At 62.8% G+C, this 22,196-nt stretch carries 20 protein-coding genes; 10 read left to right on the plus strand and 10 right to left on the minus strand.

The genetic code is table 11. The annotated features are described in order from the left end of the window. Positions 1 to 661: 661 nt before the first annotated feature. From AB4N98_RS23685 to AB4N98_RS23700, 4 genes are all read left to right on the plus strand, one after another. Positions 662 to 2,041, plus strand: a complete 1,380-nt coding sequence (locus AB4N98_RS23685) for an iron-containing redox enzyme family protein (protein WP_017527247.1) — start codon at positions 662 to 664, stop codon at positions 2,039 to 2,041. A gap of 11 nt (positions 2,042 to 2,052) precedes the next feature. Further along, positions 2,053 to 2,997 carry a methyltransferase gene (locus AB4N98_RS23690; RefSeq protein ID WP_017527248.1) on the plus strand — a complete coding sequence of 315 codons (945 nt, stop codon included), beginning with the start codon at positions 2,053 to 2,055 and terminating at the stop codon, positions 2,995 to 2,997. Positions 2,998 to 3,003: 6 nt separating this feature from the next. Beyond that, a complete protein-coding gene (locus AB4N98_RS23695; protein WP_068935779.1) occupies positions 3,004 to 4,122 on the plus strand; it encodes a carboxylate-amine ligase in 1,119 nt (372 codons plus the stop codon). A gap of 85 nt (positions 4,123 to 4,207) precedes the next feature. Beyond that, positions 4,208 to 5,455, plus strand: a complete 1,248-nt coding sequence (locus AB4N98_RS23700) for a zinc-dependent alcohol dehydrogenase (protein ID WP_017527250.1) — start codon at positions 4,208 to 4,210, stop codon at positions 5,453 to 5,455. A gap of 51 nt (positions 5,456 to 5,506) precedes the next feature. Here AB4N98_RS23700 and AB4N98_RS23705 read toward each other — a convergent pair whose 3' ends face one another. Beyond that, positions 5,507 to 5,938, minus strand: coding sequence for a hypothetical protein (locus AB4N98_RS23705; RefSeq protein WP_017527251.1), 432 nt, complete (start codon positions 5,936 to 5,938; stop codon positions 5,507 to 5,509). A gap of 186 nt (positions 5,939 to 6,124) precedes the next feature. Continuing rightward, positions 6,125 to 6,913 carry an AraC family transcriptional regulator gene (locus tag AB4N98_RS23710; RefSeq protein ID WP_017527252.1) on the minus strand — a complete coding sequence of 263 codons (789 nt, stop codon included), beginning with the start codon at positions 6,911 to 6,913 and terminating at the stop codon, positions 6,125 to 6,127. An 85-nt stretch (positions 6,914 to 6,998) separates the two neighbouring features. On the opposite strand from AB4N98_RS23710, the gene AB4N98_RS23715 reads away from it, so the two are divergent. The 3 genes from AB4N98_RS23715 to AB4N98_RS23725 all read left to right on the plus strand — a co-directional run bounded on the left by AB4N98_RS23715 (position 6,999) and on the right by AB4N98_RS23725 (position 10,314). After that, complete coding sequence (locus AB4N98_RS23715; RefSeq protein ID WP_017527253.1) at positions 6,999 to 7,997, plus strand: bile acid:sodium symporter family protein; 999 nt, start codon at positions 6,999 to 7,001, stop codon at positions 7,995 to 7,997. 87 nt (positions 7,998 to 8,084) lie between these two features. After that, positions 8,085 to 9,269, plus strand: a complete 1,185-nt coding sequence (locus tag AB4N98_RS23720; RefSeq protein WP_017527254.1) for a sugar transporter — start codon at positions 8,085 to 8,087, stop codon at positions 9,267 to 9,269. 76 nt (positions 9,270 to 9,345) lie between these two features. After that, a complete protein-coding gene (locus AB4N98_RS23725; protein ID WP_460148950.1) occupies positions 9,346 to 10,314 on the plus strand; it encodes a hypothetical protein in 969 nt (322 codons plus the stop codon). Here AB4N98_RS23725 and tal read toward each other — a convergent pair. The 7 genes from tal to AB4N98_RS23760 form a co-directional block, all read right to left on the minus strand. Continuing rightward, a complete protein-coding gene (gene tal / locus AB4N98_RS23730) occupies positions 10,311 to 11,234 on the minus strand; it encodes a transaldolase (protein WP_017527256.1) in 924 nt (307 codons plus the stop codon). The genes AB4N98_RS23725 and tal overlap by 4 nt on opposite strands. A 22-nt stretch (positions 11,235 to 11,256) precedes the next feature. Next, on the minus strand, positions 11,257 to 12,210 hold the full coding sequence (locus AB4N98_RS23735) for a sugar-binding transcriptional regulator (protein ID WP_017527257.1): 954 nt from the start codon (positions 12,208 to 12,210) through the stop codon (positions 11,257 to 11,259). 45 nt (positions 12,211 to 12,255) lie between these two features. After that, positions 12,256 to 13,056 (minus strand): SDR family oxidoreductase, encoded by an 801-nt coding sequence (locus AB4N98_RS23740; protein ID WP_017527258.1) that lies wholly within the window; start codon positions 13,054 to 13,056, stop codon positions 12,256 to 12,258. Between the two features lie 9 nt (positions 13,057 to 13,065). After that, positions 13,066 to 13,830, minus strand: a complete 765-nt coding sequence (locus AB4N98_RS23745) for an SDR family oxidoreductase (protein ID WP_460148951.1) — start codon at positions 13,828 to 13,830, stop codon at positions 13,066 to 13,068. Positions 13,831 to 13,977: 147 nt separating this feature from the next. Next, entirely contained in the window at positions 13,978 to 15,486 is a 1,509-nt protein-coding gene (locus AB4N98_RS23750) for a sugar ABC transporter ATP-binding protein (RefSeq protein WP_017527260.1), read from the minus strand. A gap of 15 nt (positions 15,487 to 15,501) precedes the next feature. Next, positions 15,502 to 16,434 carry a sugar ABC transporter substrate-binding protein gene (locus AB4N98_RS23755; RefSeq protein WP_065878697.1) on the minus strand — a complete coding sequence of 311 codons (933 nt, stop codon included), beginning with the start codon at positions 16,432 to 16,434 and terminating at the stop codon, positions 15,502 to 15,504. 50 nt (positions 16,435 to 16,484) lie between these two features. Next, on the minus strand, positions 16,485 to 17,492 hold the full coding sequence (locus AB4N98_RS23760) for an ABC transporter permease (RefSeq protein ID WP_017527262.1): 1,008 nt from the start codon (positions 17,490 to 17,492) through the stop codon (positions 16,485 to 16,487). A gap of 361 nt (positions 17,493 to 17,853) precedes the next feature. Here AB4N98_RS23760 and AB4N98_RS23765 point away from each other — a divergent pair, with 361 nt between their 5' ends. Genes AB4N98_RS23765 through AB4N98_RS23775 form a run of 3 tightly spaced genes read left to right on the plus strand, consistent with a single transcriptional unit; the run spans position 17,854 to position 21,092 of the window. Continuing rightward, positions 17,854 to 18,690: a transketolase gene (locus AB4N98_RS23765; RefSeq protein WP_017527263.1), complete on the plus strand. Its 837-nt coding sequence runs from the start codon at positions 17,854 to 17,856 to the stop codon at positions 18,688 to 18,690. Then, positions 18,680 to 19,612 carry a transketolase family protein gene (locus tag AB4N98_RS23770; protein WP_017527264.1) on the plus strand — a complete coding sequence of 311 codons (933 nt, stop codon included), beginning with the start codon at positions 18,680 to 18,682 and terminating at the stop codon, positions 19,610 to 19,612. The genes AB4N98_RS23765 and AB4N98_RS23770 overlap by 11 nt, the downstream gene beginning before the upstream one ends. Before the next feature lie 4 nt (positions 19,613 to 19,616). After that, entirely contained in the window at positions 19,617 to 21,092 is a 1,476-nt protein-coding gene (locus tag AB4N98_RS23775) for an FGGY family carbohydrate kinase (RefSeq protein WP_017527265.1), read from the plus strand. Positions 21,093 to 21,154: 62 nt separating this feature from the next. Here the strand turns inward: AB4N98_RS23775 and AB4N98_RS23780 are convergent, their stop codons facing one another. Continuing rightward, positions 21,155 to 22,099: an aliphatic sulfonate ABC transporter substrate-binding protein gene (locus AB4N98_RS23780; protein WP_065878824.1), complete on the minus strand. Its 945-nt coding sequence runs from the start codon at positions 22,097 to 22,099 to the stop codon at positions 21,155 to 21,157. Between the last annotated feature and the right edge of the window lie 97 nt (positions 22,100 to 22,196).

The raw sequence follows: 22,196 nt of genomic DNA on the forward strand, positions 1-22,196 counted from the left end.
TTTAAGGCCTCGTCAAGGCGTATTCACCACCCGCTTACCGTTAGCGCAATTTACCCCAACGTCAACCTGATGAACTCGAGCTTCAAGGCTGTCCTTGGAAACATCAATGCCTGGTGAATAGGAAAACATAGCCAAACCCACTTGCTCCCGATGGCTGCTTGTCAGGCGCCTATTTTTTGGATCTGACCGAGTACATATCCGTTGCTGCGGTAACGGCTGATATGGGTTCCGCTTTTACAGCGGCTCACTTTTGAAAAGCGCAAAAGTAAACAAAACGCTCTTGCCCCAACACTCGGCACCTCGCCCAGGCTCGGTGTGCCCGTAATCCGACATTGATTTGAGGGGCCGCCACCACGCGCCATTCATGGCGCGGGGCGGCTAAACCGGCATCCCTGCCGGTTTACCCCAAATCAATGTCGAATTACGGCCAGCGTGTTTGACGGGGCGCCTGAGATCACAATCAAAAGCAACAGCCAAAGCAACAGCAAACAGTCCCCTGCGCGCTTCACCCATTGACCGCCTATCCCCACCCTCCCAAACCCAATTGAATTTTCCCCACCTGCCCATGCTCTTTCCTATAGAAGCGCCGCACGGCGAGCGCTCTTGCGGGGCCTTCATGCAAGAAGGCCGGGTTGTATAGGACATTGCGGGAACTGCCATCATGACGCTACTAACGGCGCTGTCGGGCCAGCCGGCCTCTGTGCATCACTCGGGCTACGGTGAGTATCAGCGAGTCTATCAACAGCTGTATGACGAAGTGCCGGACGCCGGCGCGCTGGCGCGCGAGTTTCTGCAAGCGCAGTTGGCGCAGGTTCGGCACGCGGCCAACGAGCTGCCCGACGAACCGCAGCATTTGTGTGCCTGGGTCGAACAGCGCTGCGCCGTCGTCGCCCAGGCCTACGCCGAGTACCTTGAACAACGCCAGCAAGGCCGACCACGTCGTTACTTTCGCAACAAAGCCCATGCGCTGTATGTGCTGCAACGCGTGGCCCCGACCAAACAGGTGGATGGCGCCTGGCTGTACGGTTTACTGCACCACTGGCAAGACCAGCGTTTCGACGGCCTGATCACCACCTATCTCGAAGAGTTGGGCGACGGTGAGGCCGCGCAGAATCATGTGGTGATCTACCGCAAGTTGCTCAGCGAACACGATGCTGACAGCGATGCCGGCCTTGAGGATGAGCACTATGTGCAAGGCGCCCTGCAAATGGCCTTGGGCCTGTGCGCCGAAGAGTTCTTGCCGGAGGTGATCGGCTACAACCTGGGCTACGAACAGCTGCCGCTGCACCTGTTGATCAGCGCGTATGAACTGAGTGAGTTGGGCATCGACCCTTATTACTTCACGCTTCACGTGACCATCGACAATGCCAGCAGCGGCCACGCCTGCAAGGCGGCGCAGTCGGTGCTGAACCTGCTGCCGCTGGGCGAGGGCAGGGCGCAGTTCTATCAGCGTGTGGCCCAGGGCTACCGTCTCAACGATCTCGGGCCGGGCACCACGGCCGTGATCGAGCGTTTCAACCTGCACGACGAAGTGGTGGCGATGCTCGAACGCAAGCGCACTTTCGGCCAGCACATGCATTCGGACTATTGCCGCTTCGAAGGCAAGACCGTCAATCAGTGGCTGACCACGCCGGGGCAAATCCCCGGGTTTCTCCAGGCCCTGCAAGACAAGGGCTGGATCCGACTGAACCAGGACCCCGCCGACAGCCGTTTCTGGCAGTTGATCGAGGGCGCCGGCGCGGCGATGTTCGGCGTGTTCAGCGGCTATGAAAAACAACTGCTGCACGATTGGATTGCCGGGGAGTGGGCCAGCGACCAACGCGTGCCACCCGCCAGGCCTGGACGCGGCAGCCCGTTTTCCCGCGAGCAACAGCGCCCCACCGACCCGGACACCCAGGCCTTGGTGAACGCGCTGTACAACCTGACCGACGAGCAGCAGCTGCAGGCGCTGATCCCGTGGCTGTCCGCCCGCCGTCATTGCACCCCGGCCGGTCTGTACGCCACCCGCCGTTTTATCCAGCTGCGCACGCGTCTACGCTAAGGAGCGACCCCATGTCCGCACAACAACTCGCCGACCGCGCCTTACTGAACCTGGGCAGGGGCTTGAAAGAAAGTGGCTACCGGTTCATCACCCCCACCCCTTTGACCCACGAGCGGGTGTACCGGCGCCTGGGGACACCGCTGGCGATGAACGTGCGCGATGTGTTCGGCTGGTCGATGCCGTTTGACAATGACCTGCTGCCCGCCGCGTTTCGCGATGAGTTGCAGCAAGCGGATGTGATCGAAAAACACGACGCGCTGTGGCGCAGTAACGTGCGCTGGTCGAGCCTTGGGGACCTGCTGTTCGCCCATTCGCCGTACCCCACCACTCAAGCGGACGCGGTGTTTTTCGGGCCTGACAGCTATCGTTTTGCGCAGGTGATCGAAGCCCATCTGCAACAGCGTTTCGAGCCGCTCAAATGCGCGGTCGACATCGGCTGCGGCGCGGGCGTGGGCGCGCTGGTCATTGCCCATGCACGGCCTGATGCGCAGGTGGTGGCGGTGGACATCAACCCGCGCGCCCTGCGTATGACGGCGGTGAACGCCGAGTTGGCCGGCCTGGGCAACGTCAGTGTGTACCAGAGCGACCTGCTGGCGAGCCTGCAAGGTTCATTCGACTTGATCGTCGCCAACCCGCCCTACATGAACGACGATCGGCAGCGCGCCTACCGGCATGGCGGCGGTGCATTGGGGGAGCAACTGTCGGTGCGCATCGTCAGTGAATCCCTCGGGCGCCTGGCCCTGGGTGGCAGCCTGGTGCTGTATACCGGCGTGGCGATGGTCGCGGGCGAGGATCCGTTCCTGGAGGCGGTCAGGCCCTTGCTGGCCAGCGACGCCTACGGCTGGACCTACCGCGAACTGGACCCTGACGTCTTCGGCGAAGAACTCGATAAACCTGGCTATGAGCGCGTCGAACGGATCGCCGTGGTCGCGCTCACCGTCACCCGGTTGCGTTGACGGCCCATGCTCACCTTCGGCATCGAAGAGGAATACTTCATCACCGACCTGCACAGCCGCCGAATGCTCAGCGAGCCGCCGGCAGCGGTGTTGACGGCCTGTCAGCGGGCGATAGGCGCGGGGTTTGCCTTCGAAATGTTCCAGGGGCAGATCGAAGTGGCGTCGCCGGTGTTCAAGGCCAGCCGCGACGCCGCCGATTACCTGGCGACCGTGCGGCATAACCTGGCGCAATCGCTCGGCGACTTCGGCCTGGGCATCGTCTGCGCCGGCAGCCATCCGCTGGCCGCCTGGCGCGAGCAGACGCCCACGGTGCACGCGCATTTCGAGCAGTTGTTCGAGGACGTTCAGCAGGTGGCGCGCCGCAGCGTGTTGTGCGGTTTGCATGTGCATGTGCAGGTGCCGGAGCAGCTCGATCGCATTGCGGTGATGAACGAGGTCTCGCCGTGGCTGCCGTTGTTATTGTTGCTCAGTTGCTCGTCGCCGTTCTGGGAGGGGGCGCCCAGTGGCTTCATGAGTTACCGCCAGGCCGCTTGCGATGAGTGGCCGCGCATGGGGGTACCGGAGCATTTCGAGGACTGGGCGGCCTACCAGCGGTATTTGGGATTGCTGCGGCGCATGGGTGTGATCAAGGCCGACGGCAACGGCTGGTGGGGCATTCGCCCGGCGGCGCGTTATCCCACCCTTGAGTTGCGCATGACGGATGCATGCCCCCGGCTGGAGGATGCGCTCACCCTGGCCACGCTGTTTCGTGTGATGGTCACCCATGCCTGCGGCATGGCTCGGCCCGGCGCCACGTTTACCGCGCAGACGCGTTGGCTGCTCCAGGAAAACCGTTGGCAGGCCAAGCGCTATGGCGCGCAGGGCGCCTTCGCGCTGGACGACGAGGGCGCCACCGGCACTGCCGAGCAATGGTTGGAGCGGGCCTCGCGACGGTTTCGAACGACCGCCGCCAACATGGGTGAACCCGCCGTGTTCGACCACGCCCTGGCGCTGTTGCGTCGGGGCAGCAGCGCGGTCGATCAACTGCGGTGTTTTGCAGACGCCTCGGCCAAAGGCGCGGATGCGCATGCCGGCCTGCAAGAGGTCGTCGACCGCTTGCTCGCCCAGAGCCGTGGCGACCTTTGATCGGCTGCCCGCGAACGCCAACGGAACACTCGCCATGAGCGCTGCCCCTAATGAATGACGCTACTCAACAACCGGAGTGCAGCCCATGCGAGCCATGACCTATCAAGGCGCCCATAAGGTGCAGGTGGACACCGTTCCCGACCCCATCATCGAGCAACCCGACGACATCATTCTGCGGGTCACCGCCACCGCTATCTGCGGTTCGGACCTGCACCTGTACCGCGGCAAGATCCCCACCGTGGAGCATGGCGATATCTTCGGCCATGAATTCATGGGCATCGTCGAAGAGACCGGGCCAGGGGTGACGGCGGTGCAACGTGGTGACCGCGTGGTAATCCCGTTCGTGATTGCCTGTGGCGAGTGTTTCTTTTGCCAACTGCAACAATTCGCGGCCTGTGAAACCACCAACGACGGACGCGGTGCGATTCTGAATAAAAAGGCGATCCCACCGGGCGCCGCGCTGTTCGGCTACAGCCGCCTGTATGGCGGCGTTCCGGGTGGCCAGGCCGAACTGGTGCGGGTGCCCAAGGCCAACAGCGGGCCGTTCAAAGTGCCCGGCGTGCTGGCGGATGAAAAAGTACTGTTTCTCTCCGACATCCTGCCCACCGCCTGGCAGGCTGTGACCAACGCCGGCATCGGCCAAGGCTCCAGCGTGGCGATCTATGGCGCCGGGCCGGTCGGGTTGCTGAGTGCGGCGTGCGCGCAAATGTTGGGCGCCGAGCAAATCTTCATGGTCGACGATCACCCGTATCGGCTGGCGTATGCGCAGCAGATGTACGGCGTGATCCCGATCAACTTCGAAGACGACGATGACCCCGCCGACACGATCATCCGCCAGACCGCAGGCATGCGCGGCGTCGACGGCGTGGTGGATGCGGTGGGTTTCGAAGCCAAGGGCAGCACCACCGAAACCCTGCTCACCACCCTCAAGATCGAAGGCAGCAGCGGCAAAGCGTTGCGCCAGTGCATCGCCGCCGTGCGCCGGGGTGGAGTGGTCAGTGTGGCGGGGGTGTATGCCGGCTTTATCCACGGGTTCATGTTTGGCGACGCCTTCGACAAAGGCCTGACCTTCAAGATGGGCCAGACCCACGTGCAGCGCTTTCTACCGCAGTTGCTGGAGCATATCGAATTGGGGCGGCTGAACCCGGAGGCGATCGTCACCCACCGGCTGTCTCTGGAACAGGCGGCACGGGGTTACGAGGTATTTGATAAAGGCGAGGAGCAGTGCCGCAAGGTGATTCTGGTGCCGGGCATGGAGGATCGGCCGCTGACCGAGCCGCTGGAGCCGGAACCGACCCCCGGCCTTCGCGTACAAGGCGTACCCGGTTTCTAGGCCAAATACCTCTGAATGTGGGAGGGCCTGCTCCCACATCGGGGCCTGGTGTCAGGCCGTCGCTTGCGGCTGCAGGCGCAGCTCACCGTCCACGTCCTTGACCAACCCGCTGGCCAGGAACAACGGCGCCAGGCGTTTGTGCAGTTGCGGCTCGACGAATTCCTTCACCGTCTCCAGCACCAGAACGCCACTGAGCGGCAGCTCGGCCTTGGTGTATGACAACCACGCCTTCTTCAACGCCAGCAGCACATCACTGCCCGCCGTGGAGGCAAAGCGGCGGTGGGTGGGTTTGCCGTCGAAGTTGAACGTGTGCTGGAACTCATAGCCGCTTTCATCACCGCCGCCGGCGGTGCAGCGGATGCAGGTGCAGGTGCCGTCGCCGAAAGCGCTGCGTAGGTAGGCGTTGAAGTCCATCACGGGCTTGAGTGACAGGCGCTTATCCACCTCGAACAGGTCCCCGGTCATTTTTTCGTCAGTGTTCAACGTCCATTTCCTCGCAGGTTTACCGCAGTTTTTCTAAGCGCGGCACAATACCAGCCACGCGCGGGTTTGGGGATTATTTGCATAACCATTGAGACGCCGGCGGTGGGTCAGTCGGCTTATTTTCAACTGACCCACCGCTATCGGGAGCAAGCCCCCTCCCACAGGGGGGCGTCATCGTCTGTAAGGTCAGCGAAAGAACTCCCCCGGCGTCGCCTCAAACTGCTGGCGAAATGCATTGATAAACGCCGACGTCGATTCATACCCACAGTTCAGCGCCACATCTGTCACCCGTTCGCCTTGTTCCAGGGCGGGCAGGGCGCTGAGCAGGCGCAAGCGCTGGCGCCAGGCGCGGAAGGTCAGGCCGGTGTCTTTCAAAAACAAGCGGCTGAGGGTCTTTTCGCTGAGCCCCAGTTTTTCGCTCCATTGCCCCAAGGTGGTCTGCTGCTCGGGGCGCAGGTTGAGGCTGCGGTAGATCTGCCGTAAACGGGCGTCGTGGGGCAGGGGTAGCATCAGGTCCACCTGGGGCGCGGCGGCGAGTTGGTCGAGGATCACCTGGGCCAGGCGCCCGTCCGGGCCGTCCTCGGCATACTCCACCGGCAGTTCGCTGAAGCTGCGGATCAGCTCGCGCAACAGGCTGCTCACCTCCAGCACATGACACTGCTCGACCGCCCAGGCGGTCACGCTGCAATCCAGATACAGGCTGCGCATCTCGGTATGGGGCGCGCTGTAGACGCGGTGCGGCATGCCCGCTGGAATCCATACCGCGCGTTGCGGCGGCGCGACAAAGCGCCCGGCGCTGGTCTGGATCTCCAGCACCCCGCTAATCGCGTAGGACAATTGCACCCACGGATGGCTGTGGCGACGGGTCAACGCGCGGTTGGGCAGCGATTCGGTACGCCCATACACCGGGCGTGGCAGGCTGGACAGCCCGGGAATGCTGCGGCGCACGGTCTTGTCATGTCCTTTGGGCGGCATTTACTGGCTCATTGGCGTTAGTCGGTAACAAGCGGTTACGTTAGAGTCGCGGTGACGCTCTTGGCAACCCCTGGAAGATTCGCTCATGACTCGCCCCCGTTTCCTGCCCGACAACTTCACCCTGACGCTGATCGCCACGGTGATCCTGGCCTCCCTGCTACCCGCCAGCGGCCAGACCGCCGTGGCGTTCGGCTGGGTGACCAACCTGGCTATTGCGCTGCTGTTTTTCCTGCATGGCGCCAAGCTGTCACGCCAGGCCATCGTCGCCGGGGCCGGCCACTGGCGCCTGCACTTGCTGGTGTTCAGCCTGACCTTTGTGCTGTTCCCGCTGTTGGGCCTGGCGCTCAAGCCGGTGCTGTCGCCGCTGATCGGCAACGACCTGTACATGGGCATGCTCTACCTCTGCGCCTTGCCGGCCACGGTGCAATCGGCGATTGCCTTCACCTCGCTGGCGCGCGGCAATATCCCGGCGGCGATTTGCAGCGCGGCGGCGTCGAGCCTGTTTGGTATCTTCCTCACGCCGTTGCTGGTGACGCTGTTGCTGAATGTGCACGGTGACGGCGGCAACACCCTCGATGCCATTGTGAAAATCAGCGTGCAATTGCTGCTTCCATTTGTCGCAGGGCAAATCGCTCGTCGTTGGATTGGCGAGTGGGTAGGCCGCAATAAAGCGTGGCTCAAATTCGTCGACCAGGGCTCGATCCTGCTGGTGGTCTACGGCGCCTTCAGCGAAGCGGTCAATGAAGGTATCTGGCACCAGATCCCGCTGTGGGAACTGGGCGGCCTGGTGGTGGCCTGTTGCGTGTTGCTGGCCCTGGTGCTGATGGCGTCCGCCTTGCTGGGCAAGGCTTTGGGCTTTAGCCAGGAAGATCGCATCACCATCCTGTTTTGCGGCTCGAAGAAGAGTCTCGCCACCGGCGTACCGATGGCCCAGGTGCTGTTTGCCGGTGCAACCATGGGCGTATTGATCCTGCCGTTGATGCTGTTTCACCAGATCCAGTTGATGGTCTGTGCGGCGTTGGCGCAGCGGTATGCCCAGCGACCGGAAGCGATTTCGGAGCTGATGGGGCAGGTCGATCCTTGAAGCGTCGTGTTACTATTTTTCTGCGCTGCTCAAGGGCTGGCATTGGGCCGGATTGATCAGCGCAGGAACTGAGTACGACGCCCGTCAATGAGCATTTCTGCCGCAACTCCCCAAGCCAATTGGCAACCGGTCATCGCCCTCGCGCTGGCCGCGTTCGTCTTCAATACCACTGAATTCGTGCCGGTCGGGCTGCTCAGCGCCATCGGCGCCAGCTTCGACATGCAGGTGTCCAGCGTCGGCCTGATGCTGACTATTTATGCCTGGATCGTGTCCCTGACCTCGCTGCCGGTGATGTTGCTGACCCGCAACGTCGAGCGCCGCAAGTTGCTGATCGTGCTGTTCGGCCTGTTTATCGCCAGTCATATCCTCTCCAGCGTGGCCACCAGCTTTGGCCTGCTGATGGTCAGTCGCGTCGGCATTGCGTTGTCCCATGCGCTGTTCTGGTCGATCACGGCGTCGCTCGCGGTGCGCCTGGCGCCGGCGGGCAAACAGGTACAAGCCCTGGGGCTGCTGGCTACCGGCACGTCATTGGCGATGGTCCTGGGCATTCCCCTCGGCCGCTTGCTGGGCGAGGCCATGGGCTGGCGCACCACCTTTCTGGTGATCGCCGCGTTTGCGGGCGGGCTGGTGTTCTGGCTGGCGCGCACCTTGCCGCTACTGCCGAGCCAGAACTCCGGCTCGCTGCGCAGCCTGCCGCTGCTGTTCAAGCGCCCGGCGCTGGTGGCGCTCTACGTGCTCACCGCGATGACCGTGACCGCGCAATTCACCGCCTACAGCTACATCGAACCTTTCGTCGAAGGCGTCGCTGGCCTGGGGGGCAGTGCGGTCACCTTGATCCTGTTGGTATTTGGCGGCGCGGGCATTATCGGCTCGCTACTGTTCAGCCTGGTGCACCGCTTCAACCCCCACCTGTTCGTGGTGGGCGCGGTGTTTATCCTGGCGGCGTGCCTGGCGCTGTTGCTGCCCTTGAGCGGCGCCGAATCCTACCTGGTGATCCTGAGCATGTTCTGGGGCATGGCGATCATGGGCTTCGGCCTGGCCATGCAGTCCAAAGTGCTGGTGCTGGCACCGGACGCCACCGACGTAGCCATGGCAATGTTCTCCGGCATCTACAACATCGGCATCGGCGGCGGCGCCCTGATGGGCAGCTGGGTCGGCAGCCACTTCGGCTTCGCCTGGATCGGCGCGGCGGGTGGGCTGCTGGCGGCGGTGGCGTTAGGTGGGTATTGCCTGGCGATTCGCCGGTTTGGGACGGGGGTGGCCGCTGCTTGAGTGCGGCACTCGCGGATAGGCCCCGACAATAGGATGCGAAAGCGAGTCATGGATTTTTAGAGAGAGCGTGGTGGATATGGATAGGCAGGAACAAGAACTTAAGCGTTTTCTTGAGGCGCAGACCCGCTTTTCGTTTGCGGATGTAGGGACTGCCTATACGGCAAAGGATTTTTGGACGTGGGCCTTTTCCAACATGGAGGTCCCTGTTCTACGAGGTGTGTTGATCGAATACCTAGTGGCCCGCCACCTGATCGCCCACAACGACGCAATCGTTGGGGACACGGTAAGGTCACTCACTACCGAAACGCCTGGCCCCGGTGATTTGACCAAGAGTATCGAGCGATTCTACCGGCAGCAGCCCCATGGCGATGTGTTTGATCTGCAACTGACATGGGGCGTTACGCTGGAGATTAAAAGCACGGCGTCGCCAAACAGCTGGCGGATCAAGAAAACCAGTCGCTGGAACTGTATCGAGGACAAAAACCTCAAGCAGACCGTGTTTCCAGCACACTTCTACGTCCTCGCCCATATGGCCGATGACGCGGTGATCAAGGACGGTAAGCTCGATTTGGGCGCGGTGGTTTTTCACGTCCGAACCGGTCGTGAAATGGACGCGCTCGCGGGCACGCATGAGTCGGTGGGGTTTTCCACGTTTGTTGGAGAGGGTGCAGGTGTTCGCTCGTGCAGTTTTGATCAGCTTCCCGACGTATTGCTTGCGCTGCAAACCCAGCGGCTTGCCGATATCCGGGCAAAAATGCTGCCCGACTGGCAGCTTGAGCCTTTCAAGCAATGCCCCGATCGGGTTTACCTCCCGCTGGCGGTCGAGCAGGACGGGAAAGTGGAGGCTTGTTGGTATATAGAATTCAAGTACGAGCTTGGAGGTAAAAAGGGCAGGCGAGTGGTCCCTCTTAAACCCATTCACTCATGCTGGCTCCCCGGGGTGATACCCGACTGGCGCGACTGGGAGGCTGCGGGCTTCTGCTACGTCGCGCAGGGGGAAGCGATTGTAGAAGTGGGCGAACCCACTTCGGTAACGGCTTCTTAACGCCCAGCCAACACCTTCTCCAATTTCTCCTGGTCCCGCGCAAACTGGCGAATCCCTTCCGCCAGTTTCTCGGTGGCCATCGCGTCTTCATTCGAGGCCCAGCGGAACTGCGCTTCGCTCAGCGGTTGACGGGCCTCGCCCTCGGTGCCCGGCACCAGTTTGCGCGCCAGCGGGCCATGGTCGTCAGCGAGCGTTTGCAGCAGGTCCGGGCTGATGGTCAGGCGGTCGCAACCGGCCAGTTCTTCGATCTGGCTGAGGGTGCGAAAGCTTGCGCCCATGACCACGGTCGGGATGGCGTTGGCCTTGTAGTAGTTGTAGATGCGCGTCACCGACTGTACGCCCGGGTCTTCGGCGCCGGTGTAGTCCAGGCCGGTGTGCTTGCGGTACCAGTCGTAGATGCGACCCACGAACGGCGAGATCAAAAATACCCCCGCATCGGCGCAGGCCTGGGCCTGGGCGAAGGAGAACAGCAGGGTCAGGTTGGTCTGGATGCCGGCTTTTTCCAGGCGTTCGGCGGTGCGGATACCTTCCCAGGTGGAGGCCAGTTTGATCAGCACGCGGTCGCGGCTGACACCGGCCTGGTCGTACAAGGCGATCAATTGGTTGGCCTTGGCCCATAACGCGTCTTCATCGAAGGACAGGCGCGCGTCGACTTCGGTGGAGATACGCCCCGGAATCACCTTGAGGATGCCGCAGCCCACCGCCACCGCAAAACGATCGCAGGCCAGGTCGACATCGCCCTTGGACGCGCTGACAGCATTGCGCAGCAACTCGGCGTATGCCGGGATGGCGGCGGCCTTGAGCAGCAGCGAAGGGTTGGTGGTGGCGTCCACCGGGCGCAGGCGGCTGATGGCTTGCAGGTCGCCGGTGTCGCAGACCACGGTAGTGAATTGCTTGAGTTGTTCGAGTTTGGACGTCATGAGCGGCGGTCTCCAAATAAGGTTAGCGGTTGAGGGCCTGGGCGGTGTCGAGGTCGGTGACCAGGATGTCGAGGTAGCCGCCGGTGAGCGCGCCACGAATCGCCTGGACCTTGTTCAGCCCGCCGGCCAGGCCGAGCACGCGGTGGATGTTGCGCAACTTGGGCAGCGCCACCGACACCACGAACTCTTCATCTTCCTCCAGCACCGGCTTGCCCTGGGCGTCGAAGTAGCGCAGGCAGATATCGCCCACCGCGCCGCGCTCGGCCAGCAGGCGCAGCATGTCTTCAGTGTAGTAATTGCCGCTGTTGCGCAGCAGTTGCGAGGGCTCCAGGTCGCCGATGCCGACAATCGCCAGGGTGATGCTGTCAAAGCGTTGCAGCACCTCCTTGACCTCTTCCATCTGCACGATGCGCTGCTTGCTCTGCACCGATTGCTCGATACTTTGCGACGGCAGCAAATACGCCGGGCAGTTGAGCAGGGTGGCCAGGCGCTGGGTGAGCAGGGTGGCTTCGAACGCGCCTTTGTTGCCGACGCCGCCGAGCAATTGCACGACTTCCTCGGCGCCTTGCTTGCCCGGTTGCGCATGCAGGTGGCCGACCATCGCGCGAATGGTGCTGCTCCACGACGAAATGCCGATGCGGTCCTGGGGCGACAGGCTGGTTTCAAGATAGTGCGCGGCGGCTGAGCCGATGGCTTGCTTGATGCTTTCATCATTGCCGGGCTCGGTGGCTTCCACCACGATCACCCGGCGCACGCCGTAACGGCGTTGCAATTGGTTCTCCAACTCCAGATGCAGGCCTTGCAAGCGCATCACGCTGATCTTCACCACGCCTTCCTGCAACGCCCGGCGCAGGGCGCGGCTGATAAAGGACTGGGACAGGTCCAGTTGCGTGGAAATTTCGGACTGCTTGAGCCCTTCTTCGTAATAGAGGCTCGCAATCTTGGTGATCAGGCGCTGTTCTTCGATCTGGCTCATGAAAGCCTCAGTGGTTGACTCAATGGCCGTGAGGATACCAAACCCTCACGACATGATCAGGCCGCCATCAATATTGATCGCCTGGCCGGTCAGGTAGGCTGCGTCGTCCGACGCCAGGAACGCCACCAGCCCGGCGACATCCGAGGGCTTGCCGGCGCGGCGCAGGGGGATGTTCTTGACCCATTCGGCCATCAACTCACCCTTGGCGTAGCGTTTTTCGTCGGTGCTGAGGATCTCGCCCCATACGCGGTCGTTGTAGTCCCACATCTCGCTTTCGATGATGCCGGGGCAGAACGCATTCACCGTGATGTTATGCCGCGCCAGCTCCAGGGCCAGGCTCTGGGTGATGCCGATCACGCCCATCTTGCTCGCGGCGTAGTGCGGCGTGTAGATGAAGCCCTGGCGGCCCTGGCCGGACGAGGTGTTGATCAGGCGTCCGCTGCCTTGCTTGACCATGTACTTGGCCGCCTCCCGGCAACCCAGCCACACGCCGGTAGTGTTCACCTGCAGCACCTTGTCGAAGTCGGCGCGGGGCATGGTGTCGTAGTGGTCGATGGTGATGATGCCGGCGTTCTGCACCGACACGTCGATACTGCCAAACCGCGCGTGGCCTTCGCGGTAGAGGCGTTCGATATCGCTTTCGTTGGTCACGTCGATGCCGAGGGCGAGGGTGCTCACGCCATATTCACGGGCCAACTGGTCGGCGGTGAAGGTTACGCGCTCCAGGTCGTTGGAGGCCAGCACCAGGTGGGCGCCTTCACTGGCGAAGCGCTCGGCGATGCCGGCGCCGATGCCTCGGCAGGCGCCGGTGATAACGATGGTTTTACCGCTGAATCGTTGCGACATGACAGGCTCCTACCAGCACACAAAACCGCCATCGACCAACAGGTCGACACCGGTACAGAACGACGAGGCCTGGCTGACCAGAAAGATCGCCGGGCCGACCATTTCTTCCACGCCGGCCATGCGGCCCATGGGCGTGGTCTGTTCAAAGATCTTCACCTGCTCGGCGACTTCCGGGCGCGAATTCATCGGCGTCGCGGTGTAGCCGGGGCTGATGCAATTGACGCGCAGGCCCTTGTCGGCCCATTCCATCGCCAGGCTCTTGCTCAGGTGGATCACCCCGGCCTTGGAGGTGTTGTAGTGCGCTTGCAACAGGCCACGGTTGACGATGCTGCCGGACATGGACGCGATGTTGACGATGGCGCCTTTGCCACGCGGCAACATCACGGCGGCCTGGGCCTGGCAACTGAGGAAGATGCCGGTGAGGTTGATGTCCAGCATGGTTTGCCAGCGTTGCAGCTCCAGGTCCTCGGCGGCCTGGGCGTTGGCGATGCCGGCGCAGTTGACCGCGACGCTGAGTTCGCCCAGTTCGCGTTCGGTGCGTGCCACGGCGGCATCCAGCGCGGCGCGCTCGGTGACCGTGCCGCTCAAGGCCAGGGCGCGACGGCCCAGGGCCTGGATACGCTCGACGGTGCTGGCGATGCCGGGGCTAACGGCTAGATCAAAGCAGGCCACATCGGCGCCGGCTTGCGCGAGGCCGACGGCGATGGCCTGGCCGATGCCGCTGCCGGCACCGGTAACAAAGGCGACTTGGCCCTGAAGACTGAAAAGCTGCATGCAATTACTCCATTCTTGAATTCACAGCAGATCCCCTGTGGGAGGGGGCTTGCTCCCGATGGCAATCTGTCAGTTGATAAATCAGCTGGCTGATCCACCGCCATCGGGAGCAAGCCCCCTCCCACATCGGATAGCGGTGATCTTTGGTCAGGCAGTGGCCATTTCCATTACGGAAACCGGTGTCGCCTCGCCCCGTTCCAGAATCCCCATCTGCCGCCCCCGGCTCATCACCATTACCCGATGGGACAGCCCGAGCACCTCATCCAGGTCCGAACTCACCACAATCACCGCCATGCCCTTGGCCGCGAGGTCGGCGATGACTTCATAAATCGCCGCCCGCGCGCCCACGTCGATGCCGCGTGTCGGCTCGTCGAGGATGAACACCTTGGGATTACGCGCCAGCCACTTGGCAATGATCACCTTTTGCTGGTTACCCCCGGACAAACTGGAAATACGCGACTGCGGCGCACCTTTCACACCCAGACGAGCCACCGCCGTGCGCGCGAATTCACGCAGCGGGGCAGGGAACACCCAGCCGCGCTTATCCAGCAGGTCGGTGTTGCCGTAGATCAGGTTGTCTTCGATGCGATGCTCCACCACCACGCCTTGCTGCTTGCGGTCTTCGGGCACCAACACCACACCGGCCTGGATCGCCTCGAACGGCGAACGCAACTGGCGCACTTCGCCATCCAGCAACAGATGCCCCTGGATGTCCTGGGCCGCACCGGCCAGGGTGCGCACCAGTTCGGTCCGCCCGGCGCCGACCACGCCGGCAATGCCGAACACCTCGCCAGCACGCACACTGAAGTCGATGCCGTGCAGGGCAAACTCGCGGCAACTCACATCCTTGACCTGCAACATCACCTTGTCCTGCGGGGGTTGCAGGGCGGGGAAAATCCGCTCCAGGCTGCGCCCGACCATCTGCTCCACCAGTTCCCGCACCGGCACTTGCGCAGTGGCATGCAAGGCGATCTGACGGCCGTCGCGCAGCACCAATACACGGTCGGCAATGCGCGCGATTTCTTCCAGGCGATGGCTGATATAGATAAATGACACGCCCTCGGCCTTGAGCCGCTCCACTTGCTGGAACAGCAGCTCGGTTTCCTCGCCGCCCAACGCGGCGGTGGGTTCATCCAGGATCAACAGGCGTGCCTTGAGGGTCAGCGCCTTGGCGATTTCCACCAGTTGCTGGGCCGCCACGCTCAGCCCTTCGACCTTGCGCGACGCCGGTACCTTGAGGCCCAGGCGCTCCAGCTGGATCTGCGCCTGGGCCTCGATGTAGGCACGGTCCACCCGCCCGTGACGCATGGGCAGGCGACCGACGAAGATGTTCTCGGCGATCGACAATTGCGGCAGCAGGCGGATCTCCTGGTGGATCAGGCCGATACCGGCGCCCAACGCCGCACCCGGCGAGGCGGGCGCGTAGGGCGCGCCAAGCCAGGTCATGCTGCCCCCGGCCTCCGGCTGCACCAGCCCGGCAATGATCGAGGACAAGGTCGATTTGCCCGCGCCATTCTCGCCGAGCAAGGCCAGGACTTCACCGGGGCGAATATCCACATTCACTTGCGACAACACCTGCACCGGGCCATAGGCCTTGCTGATGTTGTGCAGGCACAGCACCGCGTCGGCGGCTGTGTCCAGAGCTGCTGCGTGCATGACGACCTCCCAGGGTTACGGGTGCTGTTGCAGGAACGGCGCGACGTTTTCTTTGGTGGTCAGCACGGTGGGCAGCAGTTGCTCTTTGGGCAGGGTTTTGCCGGCTTTCAGATCAATCGCCGACGCCACCGCCAGACGGCCCATTTTCTGGGTCTGCTGGGTCATGGTCGCATTGAGCACGCCGCTTTCCACGGCCTTGAGCCCGGCGACGTCGCCGTCGAAGCCGACGATTACCACCTTGTGATCGAGATTACCGACCTTCACCGCTTGCGCGGCGCCCAGCGCCATGGCGTCGGCGCGGCCGAAGAATACGGTGATGTTGGGGTCACGCTGGAGCAGGTCCTGGGCCACGGCGAAGCCTTTATCCTGCGCCCATTCGGCGGGTTGCTGGGCCACGACATTGAGGCCGGGGAAGGCTTTGAGGCCCTCGGCAAAACCCTTGGCACGATCGTTCTCGGGGGTGGTGCCGATCTGGCCTTGCAGGATCGCGATGCGGCCCTTGCCTTCGGTAACCTTGCCCACGTACTCGGCCAGGGTCTTGGCGCCGGCCACGCTGTCGCTGGCGATAAAGGTATCGCCCGGTGCGTCGGGGGCGTTGCGGTCTACGGCGATCACCGGGATGCCGGCGGCTTTTGCGGCCTTGACCGGTACACCGGCGGCGGTGGCGCCGGCCGGGATGTAGATCAGCACGTCGATCTGGCGGGTGATCAGGTCTTCAATCTGGCTGACCTGGGTGGAGGAGTTGCCCTGGGCGTCCACGGTGATCACCTTGATTCCCTTGGCCTTGCCCTCGGCTTCCACCGATTGCTTGATCTGGTTGAAGAAGTCGGCCTGCAGGTTGGCCACGGCCAGGCCGATGGTCAGGTCCTTGGCCCAGGTGGTGCCTGCGGCGGTGAGGGTGGCGGCTGCCAAGGCGGTGGCCAACAGCAATTTTTTGGGGCTGAACATGTCGGTGACTCCTGGTTTTATTGTTGGAGGGTGTCAACTGTCGAACAGGTTTAACGGGCAGTGCTGGAGCGGCGTCGCAGGGTGTCGATGGTGACGGCGAGGGCGATGACCACGCCGATCACCACTTGTTGAATAAAGGGCGAAACGCCCAGCAGGTTGAGGCCATTGCGCAACACGCCAATGATCAGCACGCCCACCAGGGTGCCGCCGATGCTGCCCACGCCACCGCTGAGGCTGGCGCCGCCGATCACTACGGCGGCGATGGCGTCCAGTTCCAGGCTCAGGCCGGCGCTCGGTTGCGAGGAGTCGAGGCGCGCGGCCAGGGTGACCGCGGCGATGCCGGCGAGAGCGCCGCTGATGGCGTACACCCACAGGGTAATCGCACGCACCTTGATGCCCGACAGGCGCGCCACTTCCGGGCTGCCGCCCATGGCGTAGAGGTTGCGGCCACCGGCGCGAAAGCGCAGGAACACCCAGGCCACCAGCAACATCACCAGGAACAGCCCGACAGTGGCGGATAAAAAGCCGAAATGCCGCACCGTGGCCAGGCTGGTGAACCACTCCGGGTAACCGACGATCTGCCGGCCTTCGGTGAGGATGTTCGCCAGGCCGCGGGCCACCGACATCATGGTCAGCGTGGCAATGAACGGCGGTAACTTGGCGTAGGTGATCAACCCGCCGGACACCAGACCGGCGAGCATGCCGGTGGCAATCGAGATCGCAATCGCAAAGCCCAGCGGCACCGCCTGGTCCTGATACAGCCAGCCGAGCATCATCATCGAGAAGGCCAGTACCGAGCCGACCGACAGATCGATGCCGCCGATCACGATCACCGCCGTCATGCCGATCGCCAGGATGCCCAGCACCGTGACCTGATCAAGAATGTTCAGGCCATTGCGCAAAGAGAAAAAGAATTCGGAGCTGAAGGAGAAAACCAGCACCAGCAGCACAAGCCCTATCAGTGGGCCGCCGATATTGCTGGGCAGCAGTTTCACCAGGCGGGGGCGGGGTGGCGGCTTGAGTTCGTCCGGGTGCTGGACAATCGCTTTGGCGTCCACAGTGTTCTCCTGAGTTGTTGTTTTTGGAGTGCTTTCAGGTTGCTTGAATATTTATGCGCGCCTGACTGTTAATTCAGATTCCAGTGACACCGTGGCAAAGTCAAGCGCTTAATTTTTCGGGTATGCCTCTAAAACGCCGGTTTAACGGCACGCAAAGCCACGGGGTAGACCGGCCCGTGTGGGATTTTGCCCGTTTGTCCGAGTGATATTTCTTCAGTTTTTTCATTTTTACAGCGATCGCTCCCTTGACCGCGTAGAGGATCAGCGTCTAAATAGAAATATATTGTCATTGCTGAATAAATATTCAAACACAGCTTTCGGCACTTCCAACTCACGTGGTCAGCCCCACAGGAGCCGCTGCATGAATGCCTTCCAGTACAACGCCCACCAGATCAAGGAACAGGCCCGCCTGATCCGCCGCCATGTGATCCGTCTGAACGCCGATTCCCCGGCAGGTGGTCACACCGGGGCCGACCTGTCGGAAACCGACATCCTTGCCACGCTGTATTTCCGCATCCTCGATACCGGCCCGGAACGCACCGAAGACCCCGAGCGCGATATGTATATCCAAAGCAAAGGCCACGGTGTGGGTGGTTTGTACTGCTGCCTGGCGCAGGCGGGCTACATCCCCGAGGCGTGGTTGTCGACGTATCAGCACTTCAATTCGCACTTGCCCGGCCACCCGGTGCGCCAGAAAACCCCCGGCATCGAGCTCAATACCGGTGCCCTCGGCCACGGCTTGCCGGTAGCGGTAGGGCTGGCCTTGGCGGCGAAGATGTCCGGCAGTAAAAAACGTATCTACGTGCTGACCGGCGACGGCGAGCTGGCCGAAGGCTCCAACTGGGAGGCTGCGATGGCGGCGGCCAAGTACGGCCTGGATAACCTGTTTGTGATCGTCGACAAAAACAAGCTGCAGTTGGCCGGATTGACCGCCGACATCATGCCGCTCGACCCGCTGGATGTGAAATGGGCCGCCTTTGGCTTTACGGTCAGCGAATGCGACGGCAACGATGTGGGCCAGTTGATCGAAACCCTGGAGCGCATGCAAACCCGCACCGGCGCGCCTCAGGTGCTGATCGCCCACACCGTCAAAGGCAAGGGCGTGTCGTTTATCGAAGCCCGCCCCGAATGGCACCATCGCGTGCCCAAGGGTGATGAAATCAATGCAGCACTGGAGGAGTTGAACCATGGCGAGTGAACATTTGGCGAGCGTCATGGTGCAGGCCTTTATTGACGCGGTCGACGCCGGGTTGGACCTGGTGCCGGTGGTCAGCGACTCCACATCGACGGCCAAGATCGGCCCGTTTGCCCAGCGTTTTCCCGAGCGCTTGATCAACGTTGGCATCGCCGAGCAGTCGCTGGTCAGCGTCGCGGCGGGGCTGGCCCTGGGTGGCAAGATTGCTGCCACCTGCAACGCCGCGCCGTTTCTGATCTCGCGCGCCAATGAGCAGATCAAGGTCGACGTCTGCTACAACCAGGCCAACGTGAAGATGTTCGGCCTCAACGCCGGGGCCAGCTACGGCCCGCTGGCCAGCACCCACCACAGCCTCGACGATATTTCGGTGATGCGGGGCTTTGGCAATGTGCACATCTTCGCCCCGGCCGATGCCGCAGAGTGTCGGCAGATCGTCGATTACGCGTTGCGCTACCACGGGCCGGTGTATATCCGCCTCGACGGCAAAGCGTTGCCCGACCTGCACGACGCGAACTATAAATTCACGCCCGGCCAGGTGGATATCCTGCGCCAGGGGGCCGACGTGAGCATCGTGGCGCTCGGTTCGGTGGTGCATGAAGCGGTGGACGCCGCAAATTTGCTGGCCGAGCAGGGCATCCAGGCGCAGGTGATCAACCTGTCGTCGATCCGGCCGTTGCAGCGCGATGTGTTGCTCAGCGCATTGAGTGGCACCCGCGCCGTGATCAGCGTGGAAGAACACAACATCAACGGCGGCGTCGGCAGCCTGGTCGCCGAAGTGTTGGCCGAAGCCGGGCTGGGCATTGCGTTGGTGCGCCTGGGCATCGGCGATGGCGAATACGCCGCCGCCGGTGCGCGCGAACCGACGCGCGCCTTGCATAACATCGACGCGGCTGGGATTGTGGCGGCTGCCACTCGGTTGCGGTGACCCCATGAATAACCACACTCCGCTGATCCTGGCGATAGACGAAGGCACCAGCAATGCCAAGGCGGTGCTGGTCAACGAACAGGGGCAGGTGATCGCCCGCGGTTCGCGGCCATTGAGCGTCAGCCACCCCCAGGCCGGTTTTTCCGAACAGGACCCGCTGTTTATCTGGCACAGCACCCTGGCCGCGATGGAAGACTGCCTGGCCCAGGTGGATCGCCCGATCACCGCGCTGGCGATCAGCAACCAGCGCGAATCGGTGGTGGCTTGGGACAGCCGTACCGGCGAGCCGCTGTCGCCATGCATCAGTTGGCAATGCCGACGCTCCACCGTGTTGTGCGCCCAGTTGCATCAGCAAGGGCACGAAGCCCTCATCCTGGAACGCACCGGGTTGGCCCTGGACCCCATGTTCTCGGCCGGTAAATTTCGCTGGATCCTCGACCACCTGGACAACGGCCACGCCCGCGCCGCTGCCGGTGAGATTTGCCTGGGCACCGTCGACAGCTGGCTGCTCTGGCAACTCAGCGGCGGCCAGGTGTTTGCCACTGACTATTCCAACGCGGCGCGCACGCAGCTGTTCAACCTGCACACCTGCGCCTGGGACCCGGTGCTGTTGGACCTGTTTGCGATTCCCCTGGCAGCGCTGGCGCCGATCCAGCCCAGCGCGGGGTTCTTCGCCGAAACCGTCGCGCTGGGCGGCTTGCCCGCCGGGATCCCGATCATGTCGATGGTTGGCGACTCCCACGCCGCGCTGTACGGGCAGGGCGGTTTTGCGCCGGGATTGGTCAAGGCCACCCTGGGTACCGGCTCCTCCTTGATGACCCCCATGAGCGGCGCGATTGCCTCCACCCATGGGCTGTCGACCACCCTGGCCTGGCATGACGGCGTGAAACCCACGTTCGGTATGGAGGGCAATATCGTCCACACCGGCGCCGCCGTGCAATGGGCCGCGCGCCTGGTGGCCGGCGGTTCCCTGGACGCCTTGACCGAGCAAGCCGCGCAACTGCCGGATAACGGCGGTGTGTACTTTGTGCCGGCACTGTCCGGGCTGGGCGCGCCGCATTGGCAAGCCGATGCGCGAGGGTTGATGTGCGGGCTGACCGAGGCCACGTCCGGCGCGCATATCCTGCGCGCGTCGCTGGAGTCCATCGGCTATCAGATTCGCGACGTGTTCGACGCGATGCAGCAGGACATCGGCAGCCCGTTGAAAGAACTGTGGGTAGACGGCGGCGCCACGCGAAATAGCTGGCTGATGCAGTTTTTGGCCAACCTGCTGCAACGCCCTGTGGTGCGTAGCCTGTCACCGGAAGTCTCGGCGCTGGGCGCGGCGCATCTGGCCGGGCGGGCGTTGGGGCTGTGGGCTGATGATCAAGCGCTGAGGCAGTTGGAACGCCAGCGCGAGCGCTTTGAGCCGCAGGATGACCCGGCGATGGCAGGGCGTTATTTAGAATGGAAAAAGGCCCTGGCCCGCACGCTTCTCTAAAGACCGGTGGAGGTCAACTGTGGGAGGGGGCTCCCTCCCACATTTTCTAACCGCGTTCGGTCTCAAGGCTTCCACGTCTGCACATCCTTGGCATCCACGGCTCTGGGCAACAACCCCGCCCTGAAGAACGCATCGGCAATCTTCTGCTGTTCCCCCAACTGGTCCACCGTCACCGGCTGCACCTGATAACTGCGGTGCGTGTTCGCCGCTTCCACCGTGGCCACATCCAGGTTGCCCCACAACGGCCCCAGCACTTTCGCCGCCTCCTGGGGATGGGTTTTAACCCATTGCCCGGCCTGCTCCAGCTGCGCATACACCACCTTCAATACCTGCGGATGCGCCGTGGCGTAAGGCGTGCCCGTGAGGTAATAGCGCTTGTAACTCGCCAGCCCCGCGCCATCGGCCAGGGTGCGCGTGGGCAGTTGCCGCTGAACGCTGGTGAGGAAGGGCTCCCAGGTGACCCAGGCGTCGACCTTGTTGTTTTCGAAGGCAGCGCGGCCGTCGGCGGGAGACAGGTACGCCGGTTCGATATCCGCGAAGGCCAGCCCGGCTTTATTCAGCGCGGCGATGAGCAGGTAGTGGGTGCCGGCCGCCTTGGTCACTGCGATTTTCTTGCCTTTCAAATCCGCCAATTGCTCGATCGGCGAGTCTTTGCGCACCACGATGGCCTGGGCCGAAGGCGAGGGCGCTTCCTGGGCAAAGTAGGTGAGCTTGGCCTGGGCGGCCTGGGCGAAAATCGGCACGGTGTCGGCCACGTCGGCGCTGATGTCCACGTTGCCCACGTTCAGCGCTTCGAGCAGCGGCAGGCCACTGGGGAATTCGTGCCAACTCACGTCAATGTTGTCGGCCTTGAGGGCTTTTTCCAGGGTGCCCTGGGTTTTCAGCAGAGTGATGAGGGTGGAGGATTTTTGATAGCCGATGCGCAGGGTTTCCTGGGCCTGCGCGCTCACGGCGACAGACAAGGCCAGCAACCCGAAGACAGCAGCGAGGGGACGAGGTATGGACATGGCACGCTCGATGTTCAACGAAATTTGGCCAAGCATAAGGTTCTAAAAACCTTTAGATAAATAATCTTTAGGCCTGAGCTTAGGTCGCTTTTTTGCG

The sequence above is a fragment of the Pseudomonas sp. S3_E10 genome (assembly GCF_054667615.1).